18 protein-coding genes are annotated in these 19,786 nt (G+C 73.0%); 14 read left to right on the plus strand and 4 right to left on the minus strand.

What is annotated here, in order from left to right:
• On the minus strand, positions 1-297 hold a 297-nt coding region (locus tag IH09_RS34660), incomplete at its 3' end, for an ATP-binding protein (RefSeq protein WP_190233502.1).
• Between the two features lie 246 nt (positions 298-543).
• On the opposite strand from IH09_RS34660, the gene IH09_RS34665 reads away from it, so the two are divergent.
• From IH09_RS34665 to IH09_RS34705, 9 genes are all read left to right on the plus strand, one after another.
• Positions 544-1,377 (plus strand): hypothetical protein, encoded by an 834-nt coding sequence (locus tag IH09_RS34665; protein ID WP_052861718.1) that lies wholly within the window; start codon positions 544-546, stop codon positions 1,375-1,377.
• 120 nt (positions 1,378-1,497) lie between these two features.
• The gene (locus tag IH09_RS34670; RefSeq protein ID WP_404827312.1) at positions 1,498-2,295 is read left to right on the plus strand and encodes a YcnI family copper-binding membrane protein; all 798 of its coding nucleotides are present in this window, start codon (positions 1,498-1,500) and stop codon (positions 2,293-2,295) included.
• A gap of 73 nt (positions 2,296-2,368) precedes the next feature.
• Positions 2,369-3,010 carry an SCO family protein gene (locus IH09_RS34675; RefSeq protein ID WP_052861723.1) on the plus strand — a complete coding sequence of 214 codons (642 nt, stop codon included), beginning with the start codon at positions 2,369-2,371 and terminating at the stop codon, positions 3,008-3,010.
• Positions 3,007-3,453, plus strand: a complete 447-nt coding sequence (locus IH09_RS34680) for a copper chaperone PCu(A)C (RefSeq protein WP_052861725.1) — start codon at positions 3,007-3,009, stop codon at positions 3,451-3,453. The genes IH09_RS34675 and IH09_RS34680 overlap by 4 nt, the downstream gene beginning before the upstream one ends.
• A gap of 31 nt (positions 3,454-3,484) precedes the next feature.
• On the plus strand, positions 3,485-5,536 hold the full coding sequence (locus tag IH09_RS34685) for a copper resistance CopC/CopD family protein (protein WP_052861727.1): 2,052 nt from the start codon (positions 3,485-3,487) through the stop codon (positions 5,534-5,536).
• Positions 5,536-6,864 (plus strand): iron uptake transporter deferrochelatase/peroxidase subunit, encoded by a 1,329-nt coding sequence (gene efeB, locus IH09_RS34690; protein WP_052861730.1) that lies wholly within the window; start codon positions 5,536-5,538, stop codon positions 6,862-6,864. Before IH09_RS34685 ends, efeB begins: the two co-directional genes overlap by 1 nt.
• Positions 6,865-7,017: 153 nt before the next feature.
• Positions 7,018-7,944 (plus strand): prephenate dehydratase, encoded by a 927-nt coding sequence (gene pheA, locus IH09_RS34695; protein ID WP_052861732.1) that lies wholly within the window; start codon positions 7,018-7,020, stop codon positions 7,942-7,944.
• A 672-nt stretch (positions 7,945-8,616) separates the two neighbouring features.
• Positions 8,617-9,894 (plus strand): serine--tRNA ligase, encoded by a 1,278-nt coding sequence (serS, locus tag IH09_RS34700; RefSeq protein ID WP_110952791.1) that lies wholly within the window; start codon positions 8,617-8,619, stop codon positions 9,892-9,894.
• A 17-nt stretch (positions 9,895-9,911) separates the two neighbouring features.
• Positions 9,912-10,715: an HAD family hydrolase gene (locus tag IH09_RS34705; protein WP_052861742.1), complete on the plus strand. Its 804-nt coding sequence runs from the start codon at positions 9,912-9,914 to the stop codon at positions 10,713-10,715.
• On the opposite strand, the gene IH09_RS34710 is transcribed toward IH09_RS34705, so the two are convergent.
• Together IH09_RS34710 and IH09_RS34715 are read right to left on the minus strand one after the other, a co-directional pair.
• Positions 10,703-11,431 carry a rhomboid-like protein gene (locus tag IH09_RS34710; RefSeq protein WP_052861743.1) on the minus strand — a complete coding sequence of 243 codons (729 nt, stop codon included), beginning with the start codon at positions 11,429-11,431 and terminating at the stop codon, positions 10,703-10,705. The genes IH09_RS34705 and IH09_RS34710 overlap by 13 nt on opposite strands.
• Before the next feature lie 134 nt (positions 11,432-11,565).
• The gene (locus tag IH09_RS34715; RefSeq protein ID WP_052861736.1) at positions 11,566-12,582 is read right to left on the minus strand and encodes an Lrp/AsnC family transcriptional regulator; all 1,017 of its coding nucleotides are present in this window, start codon (positions 12,580-12,582) and stop codon (positions 11,566-11,568) included.
• Positions 12,583-12,720: 138 nt separating this feature from the next.
• Here IH09_RS34715 and IH09_RS34720 point away from each other — a divergent pair, with 138 nt between their 5' ends.
• Positions 12,721-14,319, plus strand: a complete 1,599-nt coding sequence (locus IH09_RS34720) for an MFS transporter (protein WP_052861737.1) — start codon at positions 12,721-12,723, stop codon at positions 14,317-14,319.
• A gap of 79 nt (positions 14,320-14,398) precedes the next feature.
• On the opposite strand, the gene IH09_RS34725 is transcribed toward IH09_RS34720, so the two are convergent.
• Entirely contained in the window at positions 14,399-15,298 is a 900-nt protein-coding gene (locus IH09_RS34725; protein ID WP_052861738.1) for a MerR family transcriptional regulator, read from the minus strand.
• 251 nt (positions 15,299-15,549) lie between these two features.
• Between IH09_RS34725 and IH09_RS34730 the strand changes: the two genes are divergently transcribed.
• From IH09_RS34730 to IH09_RS34745, 4 genes are all read left to right on the plus strand, one after another.
• Complete coding sequence (locus tag IH09_RS34730) at positions 15,550-15,909, plus strand: SAV_915 family protein (protein WP_244934126.1); 360 nt, start codon at positions 15,550-15,552, stop codon at positions 15,907-15,909.
• A 14-nt stretch (positions 15,910-15,923) separates the two neighbouring features.
• On the plus strand, positions 15,924-17,309 hold the full coding sequence (gene lysA, locus IH09_RS34735) for a diaminopimelate decarboxylase (protein ID WP_052861739.1): 1,386 nt from the start codon (positions 15,924-15,926) through the stop codon (positions 17,307-17,309).
• Between the two features lie 231 nt (positions 17,310-17,540).
• Positions 17,541-18,251, plus strand: a complete 711-nt coding sequence (locus tag IH09_RS34740; RefSeq protein WP_052861740.1) for a FadR/GntR family transcriptional regulator — start codon at positions 17,541-17,543, stop codon at positions 18,249-18,251.
• A 182-nt stretch (positions 18,252-18,433) separates the two neighbouring features.
• Positions 18,434-19,714, plus strand: a complete 1,281-nt coding sequence (locus IH09_RS34745; RefSeq protein WP_052861741.1) for a CynX/NimT family MFS transporter — start codon at positions 18,434-18,436, stop codon at positions 19,712-19,714.
• The last annotated feature ends 72 nt before the right edge of the window (positions 19,715-19,786 follow it).

A 19,786-nucleotide genomic window follows, 5' to 3' on the forward strand; every position in this document is an offset into this window, starting at 1 on the left:
GGTGCGGTCCACCGGGGAGCGGGGCGGGGCGGGGTCGGGGCGGAAGCCGGGGCCCGAGTCGGTCACTTCGATGCGGCAGGTGTCGCCGTCGATGAAGGCCGTGACGCGGTAGTCCTCGGTGGTGGCGTCGCCGCCGTGCTCGACGGCGTTCGCGCATGCCTCGGAGAGGGCGACCGAGAGGTCGTAACAGATGTCCGGGTCGACGCCCGCCGTCTCCATCGTGCCCAGCAGGAGCCGGCGGGCGAGTGGCACGCTCGCGGGCTCGCGGCGCAGATGGAGGGACCACCAGATGCTCATCGCTCCAGCCTCCTGGCCACGGCTCGACATACCGATACCTATTGCCGCCGTGCAAGGTCCGTAAGCATGTCCGGGACGTGACTCCGCTCATTCGGCGGATGCGGGGACCGCGCGCACCGGTGTAGGCGGAACGACCCGCATGCGCCCCCACGCGCCGGGCCGGACCCCGGTGCGGCCCCGGAACGCGGCACTGAGCGGCGCCCTGCCGTAGGCAGTGGTGGCGGGCAGTGGGATGATGGCGCGGCCATGAATGCCCCGCCCGCCCCCACCGTGCGCGCCGCCGCAGATCTGCGGCTGCTGAGGGCCGCGGTTTTCACCGCGGTCTGTGTCGCGCTGTCCGCGGCCGGGCACATGGCGGCCTCGTTCGCCACCGTTCCGCTGTGGACGCTGGGCGTCGCCTGCGCCGCGGTGTTCGCGGTCGCGGCCCCGCTCGCCGGGCGGGAACGCTCGCTGCCGGGGATCGCGGCGGGGTTGGCCATGGGCCAGCTCGCCCTGCACTCGCTCTTCGCCATCGGCCAGCAGCCGATGCCCGCCGTGTCGCCGCCGGCACCGTCCGGCGGCGCCGGCGGCCTCTCCGACCAGGTGGCGATCGCCCTCGCGCGGCACCTCACCTGCGGGCTCGGTAGCGGCGGTCTGGACGGCGCCGAGGCGCGCCGGATCCTCGGCTCGGGCGGCTTCGACCCGTCCCTGGCGTCCGGTCCGGCCGGCCGCCCGACGGTCGTCGGCGCCGCCGCCCCGGAGATGGCGCACGGTCTGGTGCCGTCGCTGCCCATGCTGCTGGGCCATCTGCTCGCGGCGCTCGCCGCCGGATGGCTGCTGCGGCGCGGCGAGGCGGCGCTGTGGCGGCTGGTACGGCTGTCCGCTCCGGCGGCGCGGGAGGCCGCGGCGCAGGCCCACGTCGGTGCGCTGCGCCGGGCGCTCGCGCTGGTCCGCGCCCTGCTCGCGGGGCTCGTCACGGCGTACGAGGACGGGCCGCGCGCCGCCGTTCCGGCCGGGGACGACACGCCCGGTCCGCAGGAGCCGTCGCTCCGGCACAGTGTCGTCAGGCGCGGTCCGCCCGCCCTCGCCCTCGCGGCCTGACAGCGAAGCACGCCCCGCGGGACGGGTGCGGGCTCTCGCGCCGTCGCCGCACGCGCGCCAGACCCTCACTCAACTTCTCTCCTGCCTTGGAGTGCTTTCGCGATGACGAAGGTGACGGATATGTCAGCTATGACGAATACGCCGGATATGACGGATGCGGCGGGCGCAACCGCTGGAGCGGACACCGCGGGCGGTGCCGGCCGGGGACGGCGGCTCGCCCGGCGGCTGCCGGTGGTCGGCGGGATCGCCGCGGGCGGGGTGCTGCTGCTCGCCGTCCCCGCGTTCGCGCACGTCAGCGTGCAGCCGGGGACGGCTCCGAAGGGCGGTTACGCGACCGTCAACTTCAAGGTCCCCAACGAGCGGGACAACGCCTCGACCGTGAAGCTCGAAGTGTCCCTGCCGACCGACCACCCGCTGGCGTCCGTGATGCCGCAGCCGGTGCCGGGCTGGCAGATCGAGGTCACCAAGGCCAAGCTCGCCAAGCCCATCGAGATGCACGGCGAGAAGATCAACGAGGCGCCCTCGAAGATCACTTGGACGGCCGACGGCAAGGGTGTCGAACCCGGCCAGTTCCAGCAGTTCCCGGTCTCCGTCGGCCAGCTCCCGGACAACGCCGACCAGCTCGTCTTCAAGGCCCTCCAGACGTACGACAACAAGGAGGTCGTGCGCTGGATCGAGCCGGCGAAGCCGGGCGGCCCGGAGCCGGAGAACCCGGCGCCGGTGCTCACCCTCACCGCGGCGGACGGCGCCGACGGCGCGGCCGCCAAGAGCGGCGCCCAGGCCAAGGACACCGCCGCGGACGCCGGTGCGGTGTCCGGCAGTGACACCACGGCGCGTGTCCTGGCCGTCGTCGGCATCGTCGTCGGCATCGCCGGAGTCGCGTTCGGCGTGCTCGCCGGCCGGCGCCGCAGCGCCTGATCACCGACCGGGCCGCGCCCGTACGGCGGCGGCCCGGCACACCGATTTCCTGGACCCACGGGATATATCTGCAATGCGTAGAAGGACCATGTTCGCGGCCGCCCTCGCGGCGACCGCGGCCCTCACCCTGACCGCCTGCGGCAGCGACGGCGACAAGCCCGCCGCCGAGGTCTCCGGCACCACCTCCAAGCCGATCGTCACGCTCGACAGTCCGATGGAGAAACCGGACCTCGTGCTGACCGACTCCGACGGCAAGAAGTACGACCTGCTGGAGAAGACCAAGGGCCATCCGACCCTGATCTACTTCGGCTACACCCACTGCCCGGACGTCTGCCCGCTGACGATGGCCAACATCGCGGTCGCCGTGAAGCAGCTGCCGAAGGCCGAACAGGACGACCTGCGCGTGCTGTTCGTCACCTCCGACCCGGAGCGGGACACCGCACCCGTGCTCAAGAAGTGGCTCGGCGGCATCAACAAGGAGTTCACCGGTCTGACCGGCGACTTCAACACCATCCAGGCCGGTGCCCGCAGCGTGAACATCGGCATCGAGAAGCCCGTCAAGAAGAAGAACGGCGACGTCGTCTCGACGCACGGCGCCCAGGTTCTGCTCACGTCCGCCAAGGACGACCGCGTCCACTGGATCGGTATGCAGGACGCGACCTCCGGCAACTACACCTCCGCACTTCCGAAGATCATCAAGGGACAGAACCCGTGAACCGCCGCACCGCCATCGCCGCCGCCCTCGCCCTCACCTCCGCGCTCGCCCTGGCGGGCTGCGGCGGGGACAGCGCCCCCAAGCTCTCGGTCGCCGACGCGTACATGCCGCAGCCGGTCACCCAGGACATGGCCGGGGCGTTCCTCGTCATCAAGAACAGCGGCTCCACCGCGGACCAGCTCACCTCGGTCACCAGCGACATTTCCAAGGACATCTCGATCCACAAGACGGTCGGCAGCAAGATGGAGGAGGTGCCCTCGCTGGACGTACCGGCCAACGGCGAGCTCACGCTCGCCCGCGGCGGCAACCACGTGATGTTCATGGGGCTGAAGAAGAAGCCGGCCGAGGGTGACAAGGTCGCCATCGAGCTGCACTTCAAGACCGCCGGCACGGTCAAGGTGGACGTCCCGGTCAAGTCCGCCACCTTCGCCCCGAAGAAGTAGTCCGCACCGGAGAAGTGAGGGGAATCCCGCCATGGCCACCACCGTCCCCGGCCGCCGACGGTCCGCCGCGCTGCGCCTGCTGGCCGTCGCGGCGGCGCTGTTCGGCGCGCTGCTCGGCGGCGCCGTCCCGGCCGCCGCGCACGCCGCGCTGACCGGCAGCACCCCCGCACAGGGGTCGGTGGTGGACCGCGCCCCCGAGCAGGTGTCCCTCACCTTCTCGGAGGGCGTCGCCATGGGGGACGACTCCATCCGCGTCCTCGACCCGAAGGGCCGGCGGGTGGACCGCGGCAAGCTGCGCGACCTGTGCAGCGGCGACACCGTCAAATACGCCGCGGGGCTGCCCCCCGGGCTCGCCGACGGCACCTACACCGTCGCCTGGCAGGCCGTCTCCGCCGACAGCCACCCCGTCTCCGGCGCCTTCACCTTCTCCGTCGGCGCGCCCTCCGAGACCACCGCCGCGGTCCCCGAGCAGGAGGCCGGCGGCGGGCTGGTCGGGGCCCTCTACGGCGTCGCCCGCTATCTCGCCTACGCCGGTTTCGTGCTGCTGGCCGGCGGTGCCGTCTTCGTCCTGGCCTGCCGGCCGGCCGCCGCCGGTGTGCGGTCCGTCCAGCGGCTGATCGTCCAGGGCTGGGCGGTGCTGACGGGCAGCACCGTCGCGATGCTGCTGCTGCGCACCCCGTACACCGGGTCGGGCGAACTCGCCGATGTCTTCGATCTCGGCGGCCTCCGGCAGGTCCTGGAGACCAAACCGGGCGTGGCGCTGGTGTCCCGGCTGCTGCTGCTCGCCGTCGCGGCGCTGTTCGTGGCGGTGCTCTTCGGGGCGTACGCGCGGGCACAGGGGGCGGGGTCCGGCGCACCGGACCCCGGCTCCACCGCACCCGCCGAGGACGGCAGGCGGCGCACCGACCTCACCCTCGGGCTGGCCATCGGCGGGGTGATCGTCGCCGTCGGCCTCGCCGCCACCTGGGCGATGGCCGAGCACGCCTCGACCGGTCTGCAACCCGGTATCGCGATGCCCGTCGACGTGCTGCATCTGCTCGCGGTCGCCGGCTGGCTCGGCGGGCTGGCGGCGCTGGTGGTCTCCCTGTACTGGGGGCCGGCCGTGGAGCGGACCGCCGTACGCCGCTTCTCGCGGCTCGCGTTCTGCTCCGTGCTGGTGCTGGTCGCCACCGGGATCTACCAGTCCTGGCGGCAGGTCGGCACCTGGCGGGCGCTGACCGACACCACCTACGGGCAGCTGCTGCTGCTCAAGACGGGCCTGGTCGTGCTGCTCGTCGGCATCGCCTGGACCTCGCGGCGGTGGACGGCCCGGCTCACCGAGCTCCGGACCTCGGCGGCGGAGCAGGCATCCGGGACCGCGGCGGTGGACGCGCAGGTGTCCGGGACCGCGGCACCGGAGGCAGCGTCGTCCGGCACCTCCACGCCGGAGGCACCGGTATCCGCGACCACGGCATCGCAGACGCAGGCACCGGCCCCCGAGGCCGCCGCGCCGGACGACGACGAGGGCGGCGCCGACCGGGCCGCTCAGCTCGCCCGGCAGCGGGCCGCGTTGAGCACCGCCCGTACCAAGCGCATCCGGGACGCCGACCCCGAGCGGCTGGGGCTGCGCCGGTCCGTGCTGGCCGAGGCGTCGGTCGCCGTGGTGCTGCTCGTGGTGGCCACCGTGCTGACCGCCACCGAACCGGCCCGTACGGAAGAGGCGGTCAAGAGGACGGCCGGGCAGTCCGCCGCCGCCAACCAGCCGCAGGTGCTGACCATCCCGTTCGACACCGGCGGCCCGCGCGGCAAGGGCACCGCCCGGCTCGACCTCGACCCCGGACGCAGCGGCAGCGCCAACGAGCTGCATCTGCGGATCTCCGACCCGTCGGGCAAGACCATGGACGTCGCCGAGGTGAAGGTCTCCTTCACCCAGCGGGCCCAGCGGCTCGGACCGCTGCCGGTCGTCCCCGGCCACGTCAGCGAGGGCCACTGGAGCGCGGCCGGTGTCCAGCTGCCGGTCCCCGGGCAGTGGGAGCTGTCGCTGCTCGTACGGACCTCCGATATCGACCAGGTGACCGAGACCAGGAACGTGAAGATCGGCTGATGAGCAACCAGACCTCCGACAGGAAAGCCCCCGAATCCCGCACGGCGAGCAGCGGTCCGGCAGGTGCCCCCGCCCCCGCCGCCGCGGACGCCCCGGCCCTGACGCTCTCCCGGCGCCGGCTGCTCGGCACCGTCGGCGCGGCGGGCGCGGCCGGACTCGTCGTCGGCGGGGCCGGCGGCGCGATAGCCGACGCCGCCGTACGGGGGGACGCCCCGACCGCCCTGACCAGCGTCGGCGCGACCGAGATCCCGTTCCGCGCGGAGCGCGTCAAGCACCAGGCGGGTATCACCAGCCCGTTGCAGGCCAGCGGCCATATCGTCGCCTTCGACCTGGCCCCGGACGCGGACCGCAAGGCCGCCGCCGCGCTGCTGCGCCGCTGGTCGCGGACGGCCGAGGAGCTGATGGCCGGCCGGACCCCGGACGCCGACACCGCGATCGCGCTCGACGCGGGGCCCTCCTCGCTCTCCGTCACCTTCGGCCTCGGCCACAGCTTCTTCGACCGTACGGGCCTCCAGAAGCGGCGCCCCGTACAGCTCGACCCGCTGCCCGACTTCTCCGCCGACGAACTGGACCCCAAGCGCAGCAACGGCGATCTGTGGATCCAGATCGGGGCCGACGACGCGCTGGTCGCCTTCCACGCGCTGCGCGCGCTCCAGAAGGACGCGGCGGGCGGCGCGCGGCTGCGCTGGCAGATGAGCGGCTTCAACCGCACGCCGGGCGCCACCGCGCGCCCGATGACCGCCCGCAACCTGATGGGCCAGATCGACGGGACCAACAACCCGCAGCCCGCGCAGAAGGACTTCGACGAGCGGATCTTCGTGGGGCGGGACGCCGACCAGGAGTGGATGCGCGGCGGGTCGTACGCCGTGGTGCGCCGGATCCGGATGCTGCTGGACGACTGGGAGAAGCGCTCGGTGCACCAGCAGGAGAAGATCATCGGCCGCCGCAAGGACAACGGGGCGCCGCTGACCGGCGGTTCGGAGACCACCCCGATGGATCTGGACAAGAACGCCGCCGACGGGCTGCCGGTCATCCCCGCCGACGCGCACGCCAGGATCGCGGCGCCGGAGTCCAACCAGGGCGCCGCGCTGCTGCGCCGGCCGTTCTCGTACCACGACGGGTTCCGCGACGACGGCGCCCCGGACGCGGGCCTGCTCTTCATCTGCTGGCAGGCCGATCCGCTGCGCGCCTTCACCCAGCTCCAGCGGAAGCTGGACCGCGGCGACGCGCTGTCGCCGTTCCTGCGGCACGAGGCGAGCGGGCTGTACGCGGTGCCGCCCGCGGCGACGTCCGGCGGCTATGTCGGCCAGCCGCTGCTGGAGGGCTGAACCGGGCGGGCCCCTAGGGGGAAGCCGGGCCGCCGTCGCGTGGCGGCGCCCGGCGGTGCGCGGACCGGTCGGCCGCCGCGCGGGGCCTGGGTATCGTGACCGGACAGGGAGATCGGCGGGGCGCCCCCGCAGGAACGCGAGGGAGTCACCCGCATGTCGGCCAGCAGCTACACCTATCTCGGGCCCGCGGGCACCTTCACGGAGGCCGCGCTGCGCACGCTGCCCGAATCGGCCACCCGCGAGCTGGTGCCGATGGTGTCCGTACCGGCCGCGCTGGACGCGGTGCGCTGCGGTGACGCCGCGGCCGCGCTGGTGCCGATCGAGAACTCCGTCGAGGGCGGTGTGACGACCACCCTGGACGAACTGGCCTCCGGCGAACCGCTGATGATCTACCGCGAGGTGCTGCTGCCGATCGCCTTCGCACTGCTCGTACGGCCCGGTACGAAGCTGTCCGAGGTGCGGACGGTGACCGGGCATCCGGTCGCCCAGCCGCAGGTGCGCAAGTGGCTCGCCGCCCAACTGCCGGACGCCGTATGGGAGTCGGCGGCCTCCAACGCGGACGGTGCGCGGCTGGTCCAGGAGGGCCGCTACGACGGCGCGTTCGCGGGCGAGTTCGCGGCGGCGACATACGGTCTGGAGCCGCTGGTCACCGAGATCCACGACGCGCAGAACGCGGCCACCCGCTTCGTCCTGGTGGGCCGCCCGGCCCGGCCCGCGGCGCCCACCGGCGCGGACAAGACGTCGGTCGTGCTGTGGCTGCGCGCGGATCACCCCGGCGCCCTCCAGGAACTGCTCCAGGAGTACGCGGTCCGTGGCGTCAACATGATGCGCATCGAGTCCCGGCCGACCGGTGAGGGCATCGGCCGCTACTGCTTCTCGGTCGACGCCGAGGGGCACATCACCGACCGCCGGGTCGGCGAGGTGCTGATGGGGCTCAAGCGGGTCTGCCGCAAGGTGCGGTTCCTCGGCTCGTACCCGCGGGCGGACCGGGTGGCGGCGACGGTGCGGCCGGAGACGACGGACACGGCCTTCACCGAGGCGTCGGACTGGCTGGCGCGCTGCCTGGACGGGCGGGCCTGAAACCGGGCCCGGCAGGCCGCGGCCTGCGGCTTCGCGGGGCCCCGAGTCACCCCCGGAGTTGTCCACAAAGTTATCCACAGGCCGGGATCTCGACCTGTGGGTAAGTCGACATGCGAGACGGACAGAGTCGACAAATCCCCCTACCGACCTTGCGCCGCTCCCCCTTATCCCCCCTCACTCCACACCGCTCCACAGCCCGCCGCCTCGGATCGCGTCAGCGCAATCCGGGCGGCCCATCCTTTAGAGAGCGGCATTCCCACACGAAAGAGTGGGTGCGCCGGGTTTGACGGGAGAATCCACGGCCCGGCTTTCCGGAGTCGGAATGATTGATTCCGACTTCCACAGATTTCACACACAGCCTGTGGATAAGAAGTGCTGAACCCCCCGGCCCTGTGGACAACTCGGGGGACAACTCAAGGCTCGGGCCCGGAGATCCACTCCCTCACACCCTCTCCCCAACTCCCCCACCCCACGCCGCGAATCGGTCAGCACGGATGACGCGAATGCCCCATACCGGGGAATGTGCGTGAATTCCGTTGACGGTTTTCACCGGCTCCCGAGCGGCCTTCCCCGGCATTACCAACTTCGGAATAATTGACCCCATAACGGACAAATCGACACGCGCGGGAATATCACGTCGAGTGCCGGGGCGACGCCCGGTAGCCTGGTGGGGTGATTGACCTTCGCCTGCTTCGTGAGGACCCCGACCGTGTGCGCGCCTCCCAGCGCGCCCGTGGAGAGGACGTCGAGCTCGTCGACGCGCTGCTCTCCGCCGACGAGCGGAGCAGGTCGTCCAGCATCCGCTTCGACGAGCTGCGCGCCGAACAGAAGGCGCTCGGCAAGCTCATCCCCAAGGCCGCGGGCGACGAGAAGGCCGCGCTGCTGACGAAGGCCGGCGAGCTGTCCGCCGCCGTCAAGGCCGCCGACGCCGAGCAGGACGCGGCCCGCGCCGAGGCCCAGGCACTGCTGCTCAAGCTCGGCAACATCGTCCACCCGGACGTACCCGTCGGCGGCGAGGAGGACTTCACCGTCCTCGAAACCATCGGCACCCCGCGCGACTTCGCGGCCGAGGGTTTCGCGCCCAGGGACCACCTGGAGATCGGCGAGCTGCTCGGCGCGATCGACGTCGAGCGCGGCGCCAAGGTCTCCGGCTCGCGCTTCTACTACCTCACCGGCATCGGCGCGCTGCTGGAGCTCGCGCTGGTCAACGCCGCCATCGCGCAGGCCACCGCGGCCGGTCTCACGCCGATGCTGACCCCGGCGCTGGTCCGCCCGCGCGCCATGGAGGGCACCGGCTTCCTCGGCCAGGCGGCCGAGAACGTCTACCACCTGGAGAAGGACGACTACTACCTGGTCGGCACCTCCGAGGTCCCGCTCGCCGCGTACCACATGGACGAGATCCTCGACGCGTCCCGGCTGCCGCTGCGCTACGCCGGTTTCTCGCCGTGCTTCCGCCGCGAGGCCGGTACGTACGGCAAGGACACCCGCGGCATCTTCCGGGTGCACCAGTTCGACAAGGTGGAGATGTTCTCCTACGTCGCGCCGGAGGACGCGCAGGCCGAGCACCAGCGCCTGCTGGACTGGGAGAAGCAGTGGCTGACCAGCCTCGAACTGCCCTTCCAGGTGATCGACACCGCCACCGGCGACCTCGGCTCCTCGGCCTCGCGCAAGTTCGACTGCGAGGCGTGGATCCCCACCCAGGGCAAGTACCGCGAGCTGACCTCCGCCTCGAACTGCGACACGTTCCAGGCCCGCCGGCTCTCGGTCCGGATGCGGGACGGCAAGAAGGTCACGCCGCTGGCGACGCTGAACGGCACGCTCTGCGCCGTACCGCGCACGATCGTGGCGCTCTTCGAGAACCACCAGCAGGCGGACGGCTCGGTCCGCGTCCCCGAGGTGCTCCGCCCCTACCTGGGCGGCCGCGAGGTCCTGGAGCCGGCCGCCAAGTGACCACCTCCGGCTCAGCTCTGCCGCTGCCCTACAAGCTCATCGCGACGGATCTCGACGGGACGCTGCTGCGGCGCGACGAGACCATCTCCGAGCGCACCCGTGCGGCGCTCGCCGCGGCCACCGCGGCGGGCGCGGCGCACCTCGTCGTCACCGGCCGGTCGGTGCCCTGGACCCGGCACATACTCGACTCCCTGGACTACCAGGGCCTCGCGGTGTGCGGACAGGGCGCACAGGTCTACCACGCCGGGGAGCACCGGCTGCTGACCTCGGTGACGCTGGACCGGCAGCTGGCCGGGCTGGCGCTGGCCAAGATCGAGGCGGAGACCGGCCCGCTGTTCCTGGCGGCGAGCCGGGACGGCCTGGCGGGCGAGGTGCTGATCACCCCCGGCTACCGCATCCAGGAGGGCCCGCTGCCCAGCGTCGAGGTCGACGACCCCGCCGAGCTGTGGGCGGCCCCGCTCAACAAGGTCTACCTCCAGCACCCGAGCCTCGGCGACGACGCGCTGGCGCGGGCCGCACGCGAGGTGGCCGGGGATCTGGTGGGGGTGACGGTGGCCGGTGAGGGCATCGTCGAGCTGCTGCCGCTGGGCCTGTCGAAGGCCACCGGACTGTCGCTGGCCGCCCGCCGGCTGGGCGTCGCGGCCAAGGAGACCGTCGCCTTCGGCGATATGCCCAACGACATCCCGATGTTCGCCTGGGCCGCGCACGGCGTGGCGATGGCCAACGCCCATACCGAGCTGAAGGCCGTCGCCGACGAGATCACCGCCTCCCACGAGGACGACGGCATAGCGCGCGTCCTGGAGCGCCTCTACGCGTCCTGAGCCGCGTCCCCCCGCTCCCGGGGCCCGTCCCCCGTACCGTCCGGATGCCCCGGTTCGTCCGGTGGCCTTGGCCCGTTCCGGGCCTCCGGGGTCAGCGGCCACGCGGCGAAGCCGAGGGCCAGCGCGATGGCGTGCCCGAAGTCGGTGAAGGTCGCGCCGGTCAGCAGCGGAACGCCGAAGAAGAGCAGGACGCCGACGCCGTAGACGTACGACCAGGGCCTCCGCAGCCGGTACGTCAGCACCCCGGCGGCGGCCGCCAGCCCGTACGAGACGCCGATGTCCACGACATGCGCCATCGAGCGCGGCATCCGGTGGCCCTCGATGGCGAGCAGGACCAACTCCTGGCTGATGAGGGTGGCGGCGATATGGGCGCAGCCGACGGTGAGCAGCCAGCGCCAGGTCCCCAGCCAGCGTTCGACGTTGGCGTGCACCAGCTCGAACATCACCACGTAGAGCAGGAAGGACTGGGGCTGCTCGATCCAGAAGCCGCTGATCAGCAGCGACGGGAGGGGATGCTCGTTCAGCTCATGGATGTTGCTGCTGGTGCGGTGGAGGAGGAAGTGCTCGAACCCCGCGGAGGCGGAGGCGACGACGAGGCTGGTGATGCCGATGATCAGCAGCCAGATGTGGGTGCCGGGCGTGGACCGGACCCAGGCGGACACCCGGTGGAAGGGATGCCGTAGCGGTAAGGGCGTGGCCGGCGGCACCGGTTTCATCAGTGTCATCGCCCGGACCGCCTTGATGACCTCGATGACCTTGATGACCTTCATGGTCTTCACCGCCTTCGCCGGCTTCCGCACCTTGACCGACTTGACGCCCTCTCCGCCGGTTTCGTTCCCCCGGCCGGGTCTCATCGGCGGCGCCCCGTGGTGGCCGGTGCGGGGGCGACGAGCGGGCCCGCGCCCTTGATGTGGCGGATCCGCGGCGCGGTCTCCATCGTCCGCACACTCGGCAGTGCCGCGATCTTGGTGGTCAGATACGTGTAGAGCGCCCGGACGTCCTCGCACACGACGGACGCGAAGAGGTTGTTCGGCCCGGTGGTGGCGCAGGCGAAGGCGACCTCCGGGTGGGCGGCCAGCGCCTCGCCGGTGGCGGCGAGTTCGGCGGGCGCGACGGACAGCCAGAGGGCGACCATCACCCCGTGGCCGAAGAGCCGCAGATCGTAGTTGACGTCGTAATAGAGGACGCCGTCCGTGCGCAGTTCGGCGAGCCGGCGGCGGACGGTGGTGGGCGACCAGCCGGTGACGGTGACCAGTTCGGCCAGCGGGGTCCGGCCGTCGTGGGCGAGCGTGTCGAGCAGCCGGCGGTCGCCGTCGGTGAGGGTGACCGGGGCGGCGGCCGGATCCGGCGGCGGGGTCCGCAGCCGGGCGGCCTCCGCCTCGCTCAGCGCGCCGGACTTGTTGACCAGTCCCTGCGGGCCGCCGAAGAACATGTGCAGCCGGCAGTGCGCGGTGACGCCGACCACGCTCGGGGTGCGCGGCAGTTTCTGGAGCAGCAGCGCGTCGGTGTGCTCGGTGCCCGACGCCCGGCAGACCGCGGTGATCTCGGTGCCGCCGGACATCAGGCCCACCCAGGCGGTGTCCGGGCGGCGGGCCAGCGCCTCGGCGACGGGGAGCGCGGCGTCCGGCGCGCACTGGACCCGTACCAGCCATTCCGTCTCGCCCAGGGCCGACGGATCGGTCAGCCCCAGCACCTTGACCGCGCCGGTCGTCCGGTGCCGGGTGTAGCGCCGGGCGACGGTCTGGTCGGAGACGCCGAGCACCGCCGCGATCTTGCTGAAGGGCGCCCGTCCGTCGAGCTGGAGGGCGTGGATGAGCCGCCGGTCGAGGGCGTCGAAGCCTGCGGCTTTCCCGTCGGTTTTCACCATTCGAGGCTAACGGGTGTCGGATTGCGCCGCCGTATGCGGCGTGGCTGGGAGATCGGGGGCCGCGGAACGGACGGTGGGGCGGCACGACAGCGGCGCCGGTACCGGCCTGCACGACCTGTGAGACAACGGAGGATTTTCATGCGCAGCGGACCGGAGAGGGGGACCGCGGTGGGCGACGCGCCGGGCGCCCGCGGCAAGTGGTGGCCCCTGGTCGCCATCACCCTCGGCAACTTCATGCTGCTGGTCGATGTGACGATCGTGAACACCGCGCTGCCGCGGATATCCGACGGCCTCGGCGCCTCCTTCACCTCTCTCCAGTGGGTGATGGACATCTACGCGCTGGCGCTGGCCGCGCTGCTGATGGTGGCCGGTTCGGCGGCGGACCTCTTCGGACGCCGCCGGATCTACGTGGCCGGACTCGCGCTCTTCGCGCTCTCCTCGCTGGCCTGCGGGCTGGCCCCCGACGCGGGCACCCTGATCGCGGCCCGCGCCGTACAGGGCGTGGGCGCGGCGGCGATGTTCGCCACCAACACCCCGCTGCTGATGGCGGCCTACCGCGGCCGGGACCGCGGTGTGGCGTTCGGCATCTGGGGCGGGACCAGCGGCGCGGCCGCCGCGGTGGGGCCGGTGCTGGGCGGTCTGCTCACCGAGTACGTCGACTGGCGGGCGATCTTCCTGGTCAATCTGCCGCTGACCGCCTTCGCGGTGTGGATCACGCTGGCCCGGGTCCAGGAGTCGCACGGCGACCGCACCGCCCGGATCGACTGGCCGGGTGCCGCGTGCTTCACGGTGTGCGCGGGCGCGCTGACGTACGGGCTGATGCGCGGCGGCGAGGAGGGCTGGACGGAGGCCGGGACGCTCGGCTCGCTGGCGGTCGCGGTGCTTGCGTTGATCGCGTTCATCGCCGTGGAGCGGCGGGTGCGCCGGCCGCTGCTGGATCTGCGGCTGCTGCGCCGGCCGTCGTTCGCGACGCTGATGGCGGCGGCGCTGCTGTTGCAGGTGGCGGCCTTCCCGTACCTGACCTTCGTGGGGCTGTGGACGCAGAACGTGCTGGGGCTCAGCCCGGTGCAGGCGGGTCTCGCGGTGACGCCGCTGGCGCTGATGTCCCTGCTGGTCGGCGCGGTCGGCGGCCGGCATCTGCAACGCCTCGCACCGCAGCTCCCGATCGGCGTCGGCCTGCTGCTGACCGGTGCGGGCGGGCTGCTGCACGCCCTGCTGCTGGGCGACGGCGCCGGCTGGGCCGTCCTGGTCCCCGGGCTCGCGATCAGCGGGCTCGGCATCGGTATGGCGATGCCGGTACTGGTGTCGGCGGCGCTCGGCGCGGCGCCCCCGGAGCGGGCGGGCATGGCGAGCGGTGCGGTGAACACCTTCCGCCAACTGGGCTTCGCGTTCGGTATCGCGGTGCTGGGCACGGTCTTCGCCACCGCGCTGCACGGCGCGGCCCCCGGCGCCGGGCCCACCGCGCTCGGCGCCGCGTACATCACCGGGCTGACCCGCGTCACGCTGATCTCCGGTCTGGTGGCGCTGGCGGCCGGGGTGCTGGTCCTGGCGGTCGTACGGCGCACGGAGCACGGCGAGGAGCCGGGGGCCGGGGGCGCCGACGCGCCGGGAGCCGACGCAACGGGGTCTGACGCGTCAGGGGCCGAGGCGACGGCGGGCGGCGAGCGGACGGCCGGGGCGGGCGAGTCCGCCGGGGGTGCCGAGCCGGTGCGGACGGGCGCGCCGGCCGGGAAGTAGCGGCGCGGCGGACGGGGCCGGGGCGGCGGGCGTACGCGTCCACCGCCCCGGCCCCCGTCGTTCCGCCGCCCCGCCGTCCTCAGGCGGGGATCACCGGCTCCTGGATCTCGGTGATCCACTCCGCCCGGTCCTCCGGGCATTCCAGATACAGCTCGCGGGCGTACCCGGCGGAGCGGTAGCCGTTGTCGTCGATCCAGCGCGCGAGCTGCTGCACGGTGGGCAGGATCCGGCTCATCGGACCGCGGTGCACGACGGTCGCGGCGCGGTCGAGGGCGGGCACCGTCACGACGTCGAAGCCGAGGGCGGCGCGCTCCCCTCGGCCCGCACCGGCACCGGCCTTCGCGAGCGCCTCCGGTGTGATCACGAGGGCCGCGTGCACGAGCACGGGATCGCCCTGGCCGCTCTCCGCGCACGCCGGGCGCTCCTTACCCTGTTCGCCCGGGGCGTCCTCGTAGTAGGCCAGTCCCGGTCCCGTCGGGGTCACGTCCGCGGCCCGCAGCCGGCGCCACAGTTCGTCGTAGAGCGGCTGGATGACCGGGCCGATGTCCTCGGGCTCGTAACTGGCGGCGACCCCGCTCAACTCCGCGACCAGTACCGTTTCGGTGCGCTTGAGCACCACGTCGTCGGCAGGCATATGTCCCTCGCTCTCGATGGTCCGGAGCCTCGTCTCGACCTGGGCCAGCCGCGCGCCGGCCGCGGCCAGTGCCGCCGCCAGCTCGGCCTGCCGCAGCCGCAGCATCCCGCGCAGCTCCGCCGCGCTCACCTGCTCGTCCAGGATCGCCGCCACCTGCTGGAGGGTGAATCCCAGCTCCTTGAGGGCGATGATGCGGTTGAGCCGGGTGAGCTGGCCGCCCGCGTAGTAGCGGTAGCCGCTGGCCGGGTCGGTGCGGGCCGGACGCAGCAGCCCGATCGCGTCGTAATGGCGCAGCATGCGGGCCGACACACGTCCGTACCGGGCGAAGTCTCCGATGGTGAACATGACGCCTTCCAGTGGAGGGCTTGTCACGGTGTCAAGGTCAAGCCCGGTCGAGGTGCGGCTACCGCCAAGGTCAAAAGCGCTGGTCGGCGAGGTGGCACGGCAGCATCGCGTCAAGTACCGGCCACAAGCCGTCAATGATGCGTCAGGACGGCGGGAGCTGCCCCCGCGAGCGGGCATAGCGTCAGTGCCGAGCCCCGGCGCACGCATCTTCGACCGGTCCGGGGCCGCCGTCCTCTGCGAGGAGCAACGCCGTGTCCCACACCCTCTACGCGGAAGATCCTGAGCCTGCCGAACGTGTCCCGGCCGGGCCCCTCTTCGTCCCCGTCCGGCCGGGGCCCGCGGGCTGTACGGCCCGCCTGTTCCGCACTCCGTTCGGCGGCCGTACCGCGGTCGGCTTCACCTCGCCGCAACGCCTCGCCGCGGCACTCGGCGGCGGCCAGCCCTGGATCCGGCTCTCGGAGCACGCGCTGCGCGCCCTGGCCGAACCGGTCGGGGCGACCGGCCTCACCGTCGATCCGCGGCTCGCGCCCACCGTCCCGCGGATGAACCGCCGGGACGCCCCGCCGGACCGCCGCGACGCCCCGCGTACGCACCATCTGCTGGCCGTCTGAGGAGGGGCACCACCATGACGCACAGCACCCTGCCCGGCGCCCCCGCGGCCACCGCCCCGCATACGGTCCCGGCCCCGGCCGCCGCGGCGGCGCCGGACGGAACCGGCCCGCTCGCCATCTGGCCCCGTTCCACGACGCCGCTGGCCCACGACGACCTCGCCGTCGGCGGCGTCCCGCTCACCGAACTTGCCGACCGCTTCGGCACCCCCGCGTACGTCCTGGACGAGGACGAGGTGCGCCACCGCTGCCGGGCCTATCTGCGGGCCTTCCCCGAGGCCGATGTCCTCTACGCGGCCAAGGCGTTCCTCTGCCGCGCGATGGTGCACTGGGTCCAGGAGGAGGGCCTCGGCCTGGACGTCTGCTCCGCGGGCGAGCTGGAGCTGGCGGTCACCACCGGCTTCGCGCCGGAGCGGATCGTGCTGCACGGCAACGCCAAGAGCCCGGACGACCTGCGGACCGCGCTGCGGCTGGGCGTCGGCCGGATCGTCATCGACAGCACCTCCGAGATTGCCCGGCTGGCCGCCGCGGTCCCGGCGGGCGCCCGGCAGAAGGTGCTGATCCGGGTCGTCCCGGGGATCGCCGCCGGCGGCCATGCCAAGATCCGTACCGGCACCGACGACCAGAAGTTCGGGCTGTCGATCGCGGACGGTTCCGCGCTGCACGCCATCACCCGGGTACTGGGCCAGCCGCGCCTCGAACTGGTCGGCCTGCACTGCCACCTGGGCTCGCAGATCACCACCGTCAAGCCGTATCTGTCGGCCGTCCGGCGGCTGGTCGGACTGCTGGCCCGGATCCACGAGCAGCACGGCGTCACGCTGCCGGAACTCGATCTCGGGGGCGGCCACGGCGTCGGCTACCGCCCCGGCGAACCCGCCCTGGACATCGCCTGCCTGGGCACCAGGATCCGCGCCGAACTGACCGGCAGCTGCGCGGCGGCCGGTCTGCCGGTGCCCCGGCTCGCCGTCGAACCCGGCCGGGCCATCGCGGGCCCGGCCGGGGTCGCCCTCTACCGGGTGCTGTCCGTCAAGCAGACCGGCTCGCACACGTTCGTGGCGGTGGACGGCGGTATGAGCGACAACCCGCGGCCCGCGTTGTACGGGGTGCGCTACGCGCCCCGGCTGATCGGCCGCCGCTCGGCCGCCGCACCGGAACCGGTCACGGTCGTCGGGCGGCACTGCGAGGCGGGCGATGTGCTGGCCTCCGACGTCCCGCTCCCGGGCGACATCCGCCCCGGCGACCTGATCGGCGTCCCGGTGGCCGGGGCCTACCACCTCTCGATGGCCTCCGGCTACAACCTCGTCGGCCGTCCCCCGGTCGTCGCGGTCACCGACGGCCAGGCCCGCCTCCTGGTCCGCCGCGAATCCCTGGCCGACATCCAGGAACGGGACATCGGGCTGTAGGCCGGCCGGCGGTTCCGTCTGCGGAGGCGGGGCCGGGGGCGGGGTGTGCGGGCGTTCGTCCCTCCCCCGCCTCCGGCCCTCGGCCCGTGCACCCCCGTCCCACGCGGTCCGTCCGCCGGCTCCCTCCGCCATATCCCTGTACGATGCATGCATCAGTCAGTTGTAGGATGACTGGGCAACCGGGCAGCGGACGACGACACATCGGCAGACGGACGGACGGGCGGACAGGACATGGCGTTGCAGGCAGCGGGGCGGCAGTCCCTGGTGGACACCGTGGTCGAGGCCCTGCGGTCCCAGCTGGCCGCCGGGGAGTGGCAGATCGGGACCCGCATCCCCACCGAGCACGCGCTCGCCGAACAGCTCCAGGTCGGCCGCAACACCGTCCGCGAGGCGGTCCGGGTCCTCGTCCACGCCGGGATGCTGCGCTCACGTCAGGGCGAGGGCACCTTCGTGGTGTCCACCGCCGACCCGGGCGACATCATGCGCGGCGTCCAGCGGGCCGGTATCCGCGACGTGCTGGAACTGCGGATCGCACTGGAGGCGGAGGCCGCCCGGCTGGCCGCGGAGCGGCACCGGCCCGCCGACCTGGAGCGGATGCGCGCGGCGCTGGACGCCCAGGCCGCACTGGAGGACGCGGCGGGCCAACCCGCCTCCGGCAGCCTGGAGTTGTACGCCAATCACGACATCGCCTTCCACAAGGCCGTCGTCGACGCCGCGTACAACACCGCGCTGACGGCGACCTACGGCTGGTTCAGCAACTCGGTACGCGAGGCGCTGGTCACCGCGCTCGACGACCACGCGATGCCGAAGATCGTGCACGGCGATCACCGCGCCGTCCTGGACGCCATCGCCGCGGGCGATCCGGAAGCCGCCGAGCGGGCCATCCGCGATCTCCTGGAGAAACCGAAGCGCGCCGTGGAAGCACTGCTGGCGTCCCGCTGACCCGTTTCTCGCCCGCTCGCTCCTCCCGCTCCTCCCGTTTCCCCTTTCTCTCTTCCTTTCTCTCTTCCCCCCTCTCCCCTCCTTCTGCCGCTCTTCGCCGGCCCGTGCCCTCATGGACCGCGGCTTCGTGGCACGCACAGCCATCCCCCCGTAACCGCACACGATTGACGAGGTACGCAGCCATGCCAGGGACCAGGTCCGAAGCACCCCTGATCGATGCCGAGGAGGATCTGGCCGCGGCACCGCCGGTCGCCGCGGCCCGCCGCCGGCTGCGAGCGCATCCGGCGCTCCTCCTGACCGGGATCGTCCTCGCCTCGCTCAACATGCGGGCGGCGCTGGCCGGGGTCTCGCCGCTGCTCGGCGAGATCGGCGGGCACTTCCATCTGGCCGCCACCGCCAGCAGCCTGGTGACGACCATTCCGCTGATCTTCATGGGCCTCGGCTCGATCGTCGCCCCGAAGCTGGCCCGCCGGTGGGGGACCGAGGCGGTGCTGTGCGGCGCGCTGCTGCTGCTCTGCGGCGGCATCGTGCTGCGGATCGCGCCGCCGGTGGTCGCACTGTTCGCCGGATGCGCGGTGGTCGGCACCTCCATCGCCCTGCTGAACGTGCTGATGCCCGGCCTGATCAAGCGGGACTTCCCGGAGAAGGCCGCCGGCATGACGGCGCTGTACTCCACGGCGATGATCATGGGTGCCACCGTCTCGGCCGCCACCGCCGTCCCGCTGGAGAACGCGCTCGGCAGTTGGCAGGGCTCGCTGGCCTCCTGGGCGCTGCTGGCCGCCGTCGCCGCCGCCGTCTGGATCCCGCAGGCGGCGATCGCGCGGCGCGGTACGCACCACGGTGAGGCCGCCGCGACGGTCGTGCACACCGTCAAGACCGGCCCGAAGCTGAGCCGCTCCCCGCTGGCCTGGCAGGTCACGCTCTTCATGGGGTCGCAGTCGCTGATCGCGTACGTGGCCATCGCCTGGATGCCGACGATCTTCACCGACCACGGCATGGGCAAGAGCGAGGCGGGGCTGGTCTTCGCCTTCAGCACGCTGGTGCAGATGGCCGGTTCGTTCGTGGTGCCGGTACTCGCCGGGCGGATGCGCAGCCAGCGGCTGCTGGGCGTGGCCGTCGCCGCGCTGATGGCCTGCGGTGTCACCGGGCTGCTGGTGGCGCCGGTGGCCGGTGCCTGGCTGTGGGCCGTACTCCTCGGCATCGGACAGGGCGGTGCGCTGGGGCTGGCCCTGACGATGATGGTGCTGCGCTCCGGCGACGCCCACACCGCGGCACGCCTCTCCGGTATGTCCCAGACCGGCGGCTACCTCCTGGCCGCGGTCGGCCCGCTGGCCCTCGGCGCGGTCCACCAGCTGACGGACGGCTGGACCGTCCCGATCGTCCTCCTGCTCGCCGTCTGCGCCGGTCTGGCCCTGCTGGGACTGGGCGCGGGCCGCGACCGACGGATCGGGGACGGGGTGTAGGACGTGGGGGTGTAGGACGTGGGGGTGCAGGACGTGGGGGTGCAGGACGTGGGGGTGCAGGACGTGGGGGTG

It is taken from the genome of Streptomyces celluloflavus, assembly GCA_000720995.1.
Classification (GTDB): Bacteria; Actinomycetota; Actinomycetes; order Streptomycetales; family Streptomycetaceae; genus Streptomyces; species Streptomyces celluloflavus.

What these genes read in the sequence shown, in the direction of transcription:
- IH09_RS34665 (WP_052861718.1), top strand. Translation starts at nt 544, where the DNA reads ATGAATGCCCCGCCCGCCCCCACCGTGCGCGCCGCCGCAGATCTGCGG.
- IH09_RS34670 (WP_404827312.1), top strand. Translation starts at nt 1,498, where the DNA reads ATGTCAGCTATGACGAATACGCCGGATATGACGGATGCGGCGGGCGCA.
- IH09_RS34675 (WP_052861723.1), top strand. Translation starts at nt 2,369, where the DNA reads ATGCGTAGAAGGACCATGTTCGCGGCCGCCCTCGCGGCGACCGCGGCC.
- IH09_RS34685 (WP_052861727.1), top strand. Translation starts at nt 3,485, where the DNA reads ATGGCCACCACCGTCCCCGGCCGCCGACGGTCCGCCGCGCTGCGCCTG.
- efeB (WP_052861730.1), top strand. Translation starts at nt 5,536, where the DNA reads ATGAGCAACCAGACCTCCGACAGGAAAGCCCCCGAATCCCGCACGGCG.
- pheA (WP_052861732.1), top strand. Translation starts at nt 7,018, where the DNA reads ATGTCGGCCAGCAGCTACACCTATCTCGGGCCCGCGGGCACCTTCACG.
- IH09_RS34710 (WP_052861743.1), bottom strand. Translation starts at nt 11,431, where the DNA reads ATGAAACCGGTGCCGCCGGCCACGCCCTTACCGCTACGGCATCCCTTC.
- IH09_RS34715 (WP_052861736.1), bottom strand. Translation starts at nt 12,582, where the DNA reads ATGGTGAAAACCGACGGGAAAGCCGCAGGCTTCGACGCCCTCGACCGG.
- IH09_RS34720 (WP_052861737.1), top strand. Translation starts at nt 12,721, where the DNA reads ATGCGCAGCGGACCGGAGAGGGGGACCGCGGTGGGCGACGCGCCGGGC.
- IH09_RS34725 (WP_052861738.1), bottom strand. Translation starts at nt 15,298, where the DNA reads ATGTTCACCATCGGAGACTTCGCCCGGTACGGACGTGTGTCGGCCCGC.
- lysA (WP_052861739.1), top strand. Translation starts at nt 15,924, where the DNA reads ATGACGCACAGCACCCTGCCCGGCGCCCCCGCGGCCACCGCCCCGCAT.
- IH09_RS34740 (WP_052861740.1), top strand. Translation starts at nt 17,541, where the DNA reads ATGGCGTTGCAGGCAGCGGGGCGGCAGTCCCTGGTGGACACCGTGGTC.
- IH09_RS34745 (WP_052861741.1), top strand. Translation starts at nt 18,434, where the DNA reads ATGCCAGGGACCAGGTCCGAAGCACCCCTGATCGATGCCGAGGAGGAT.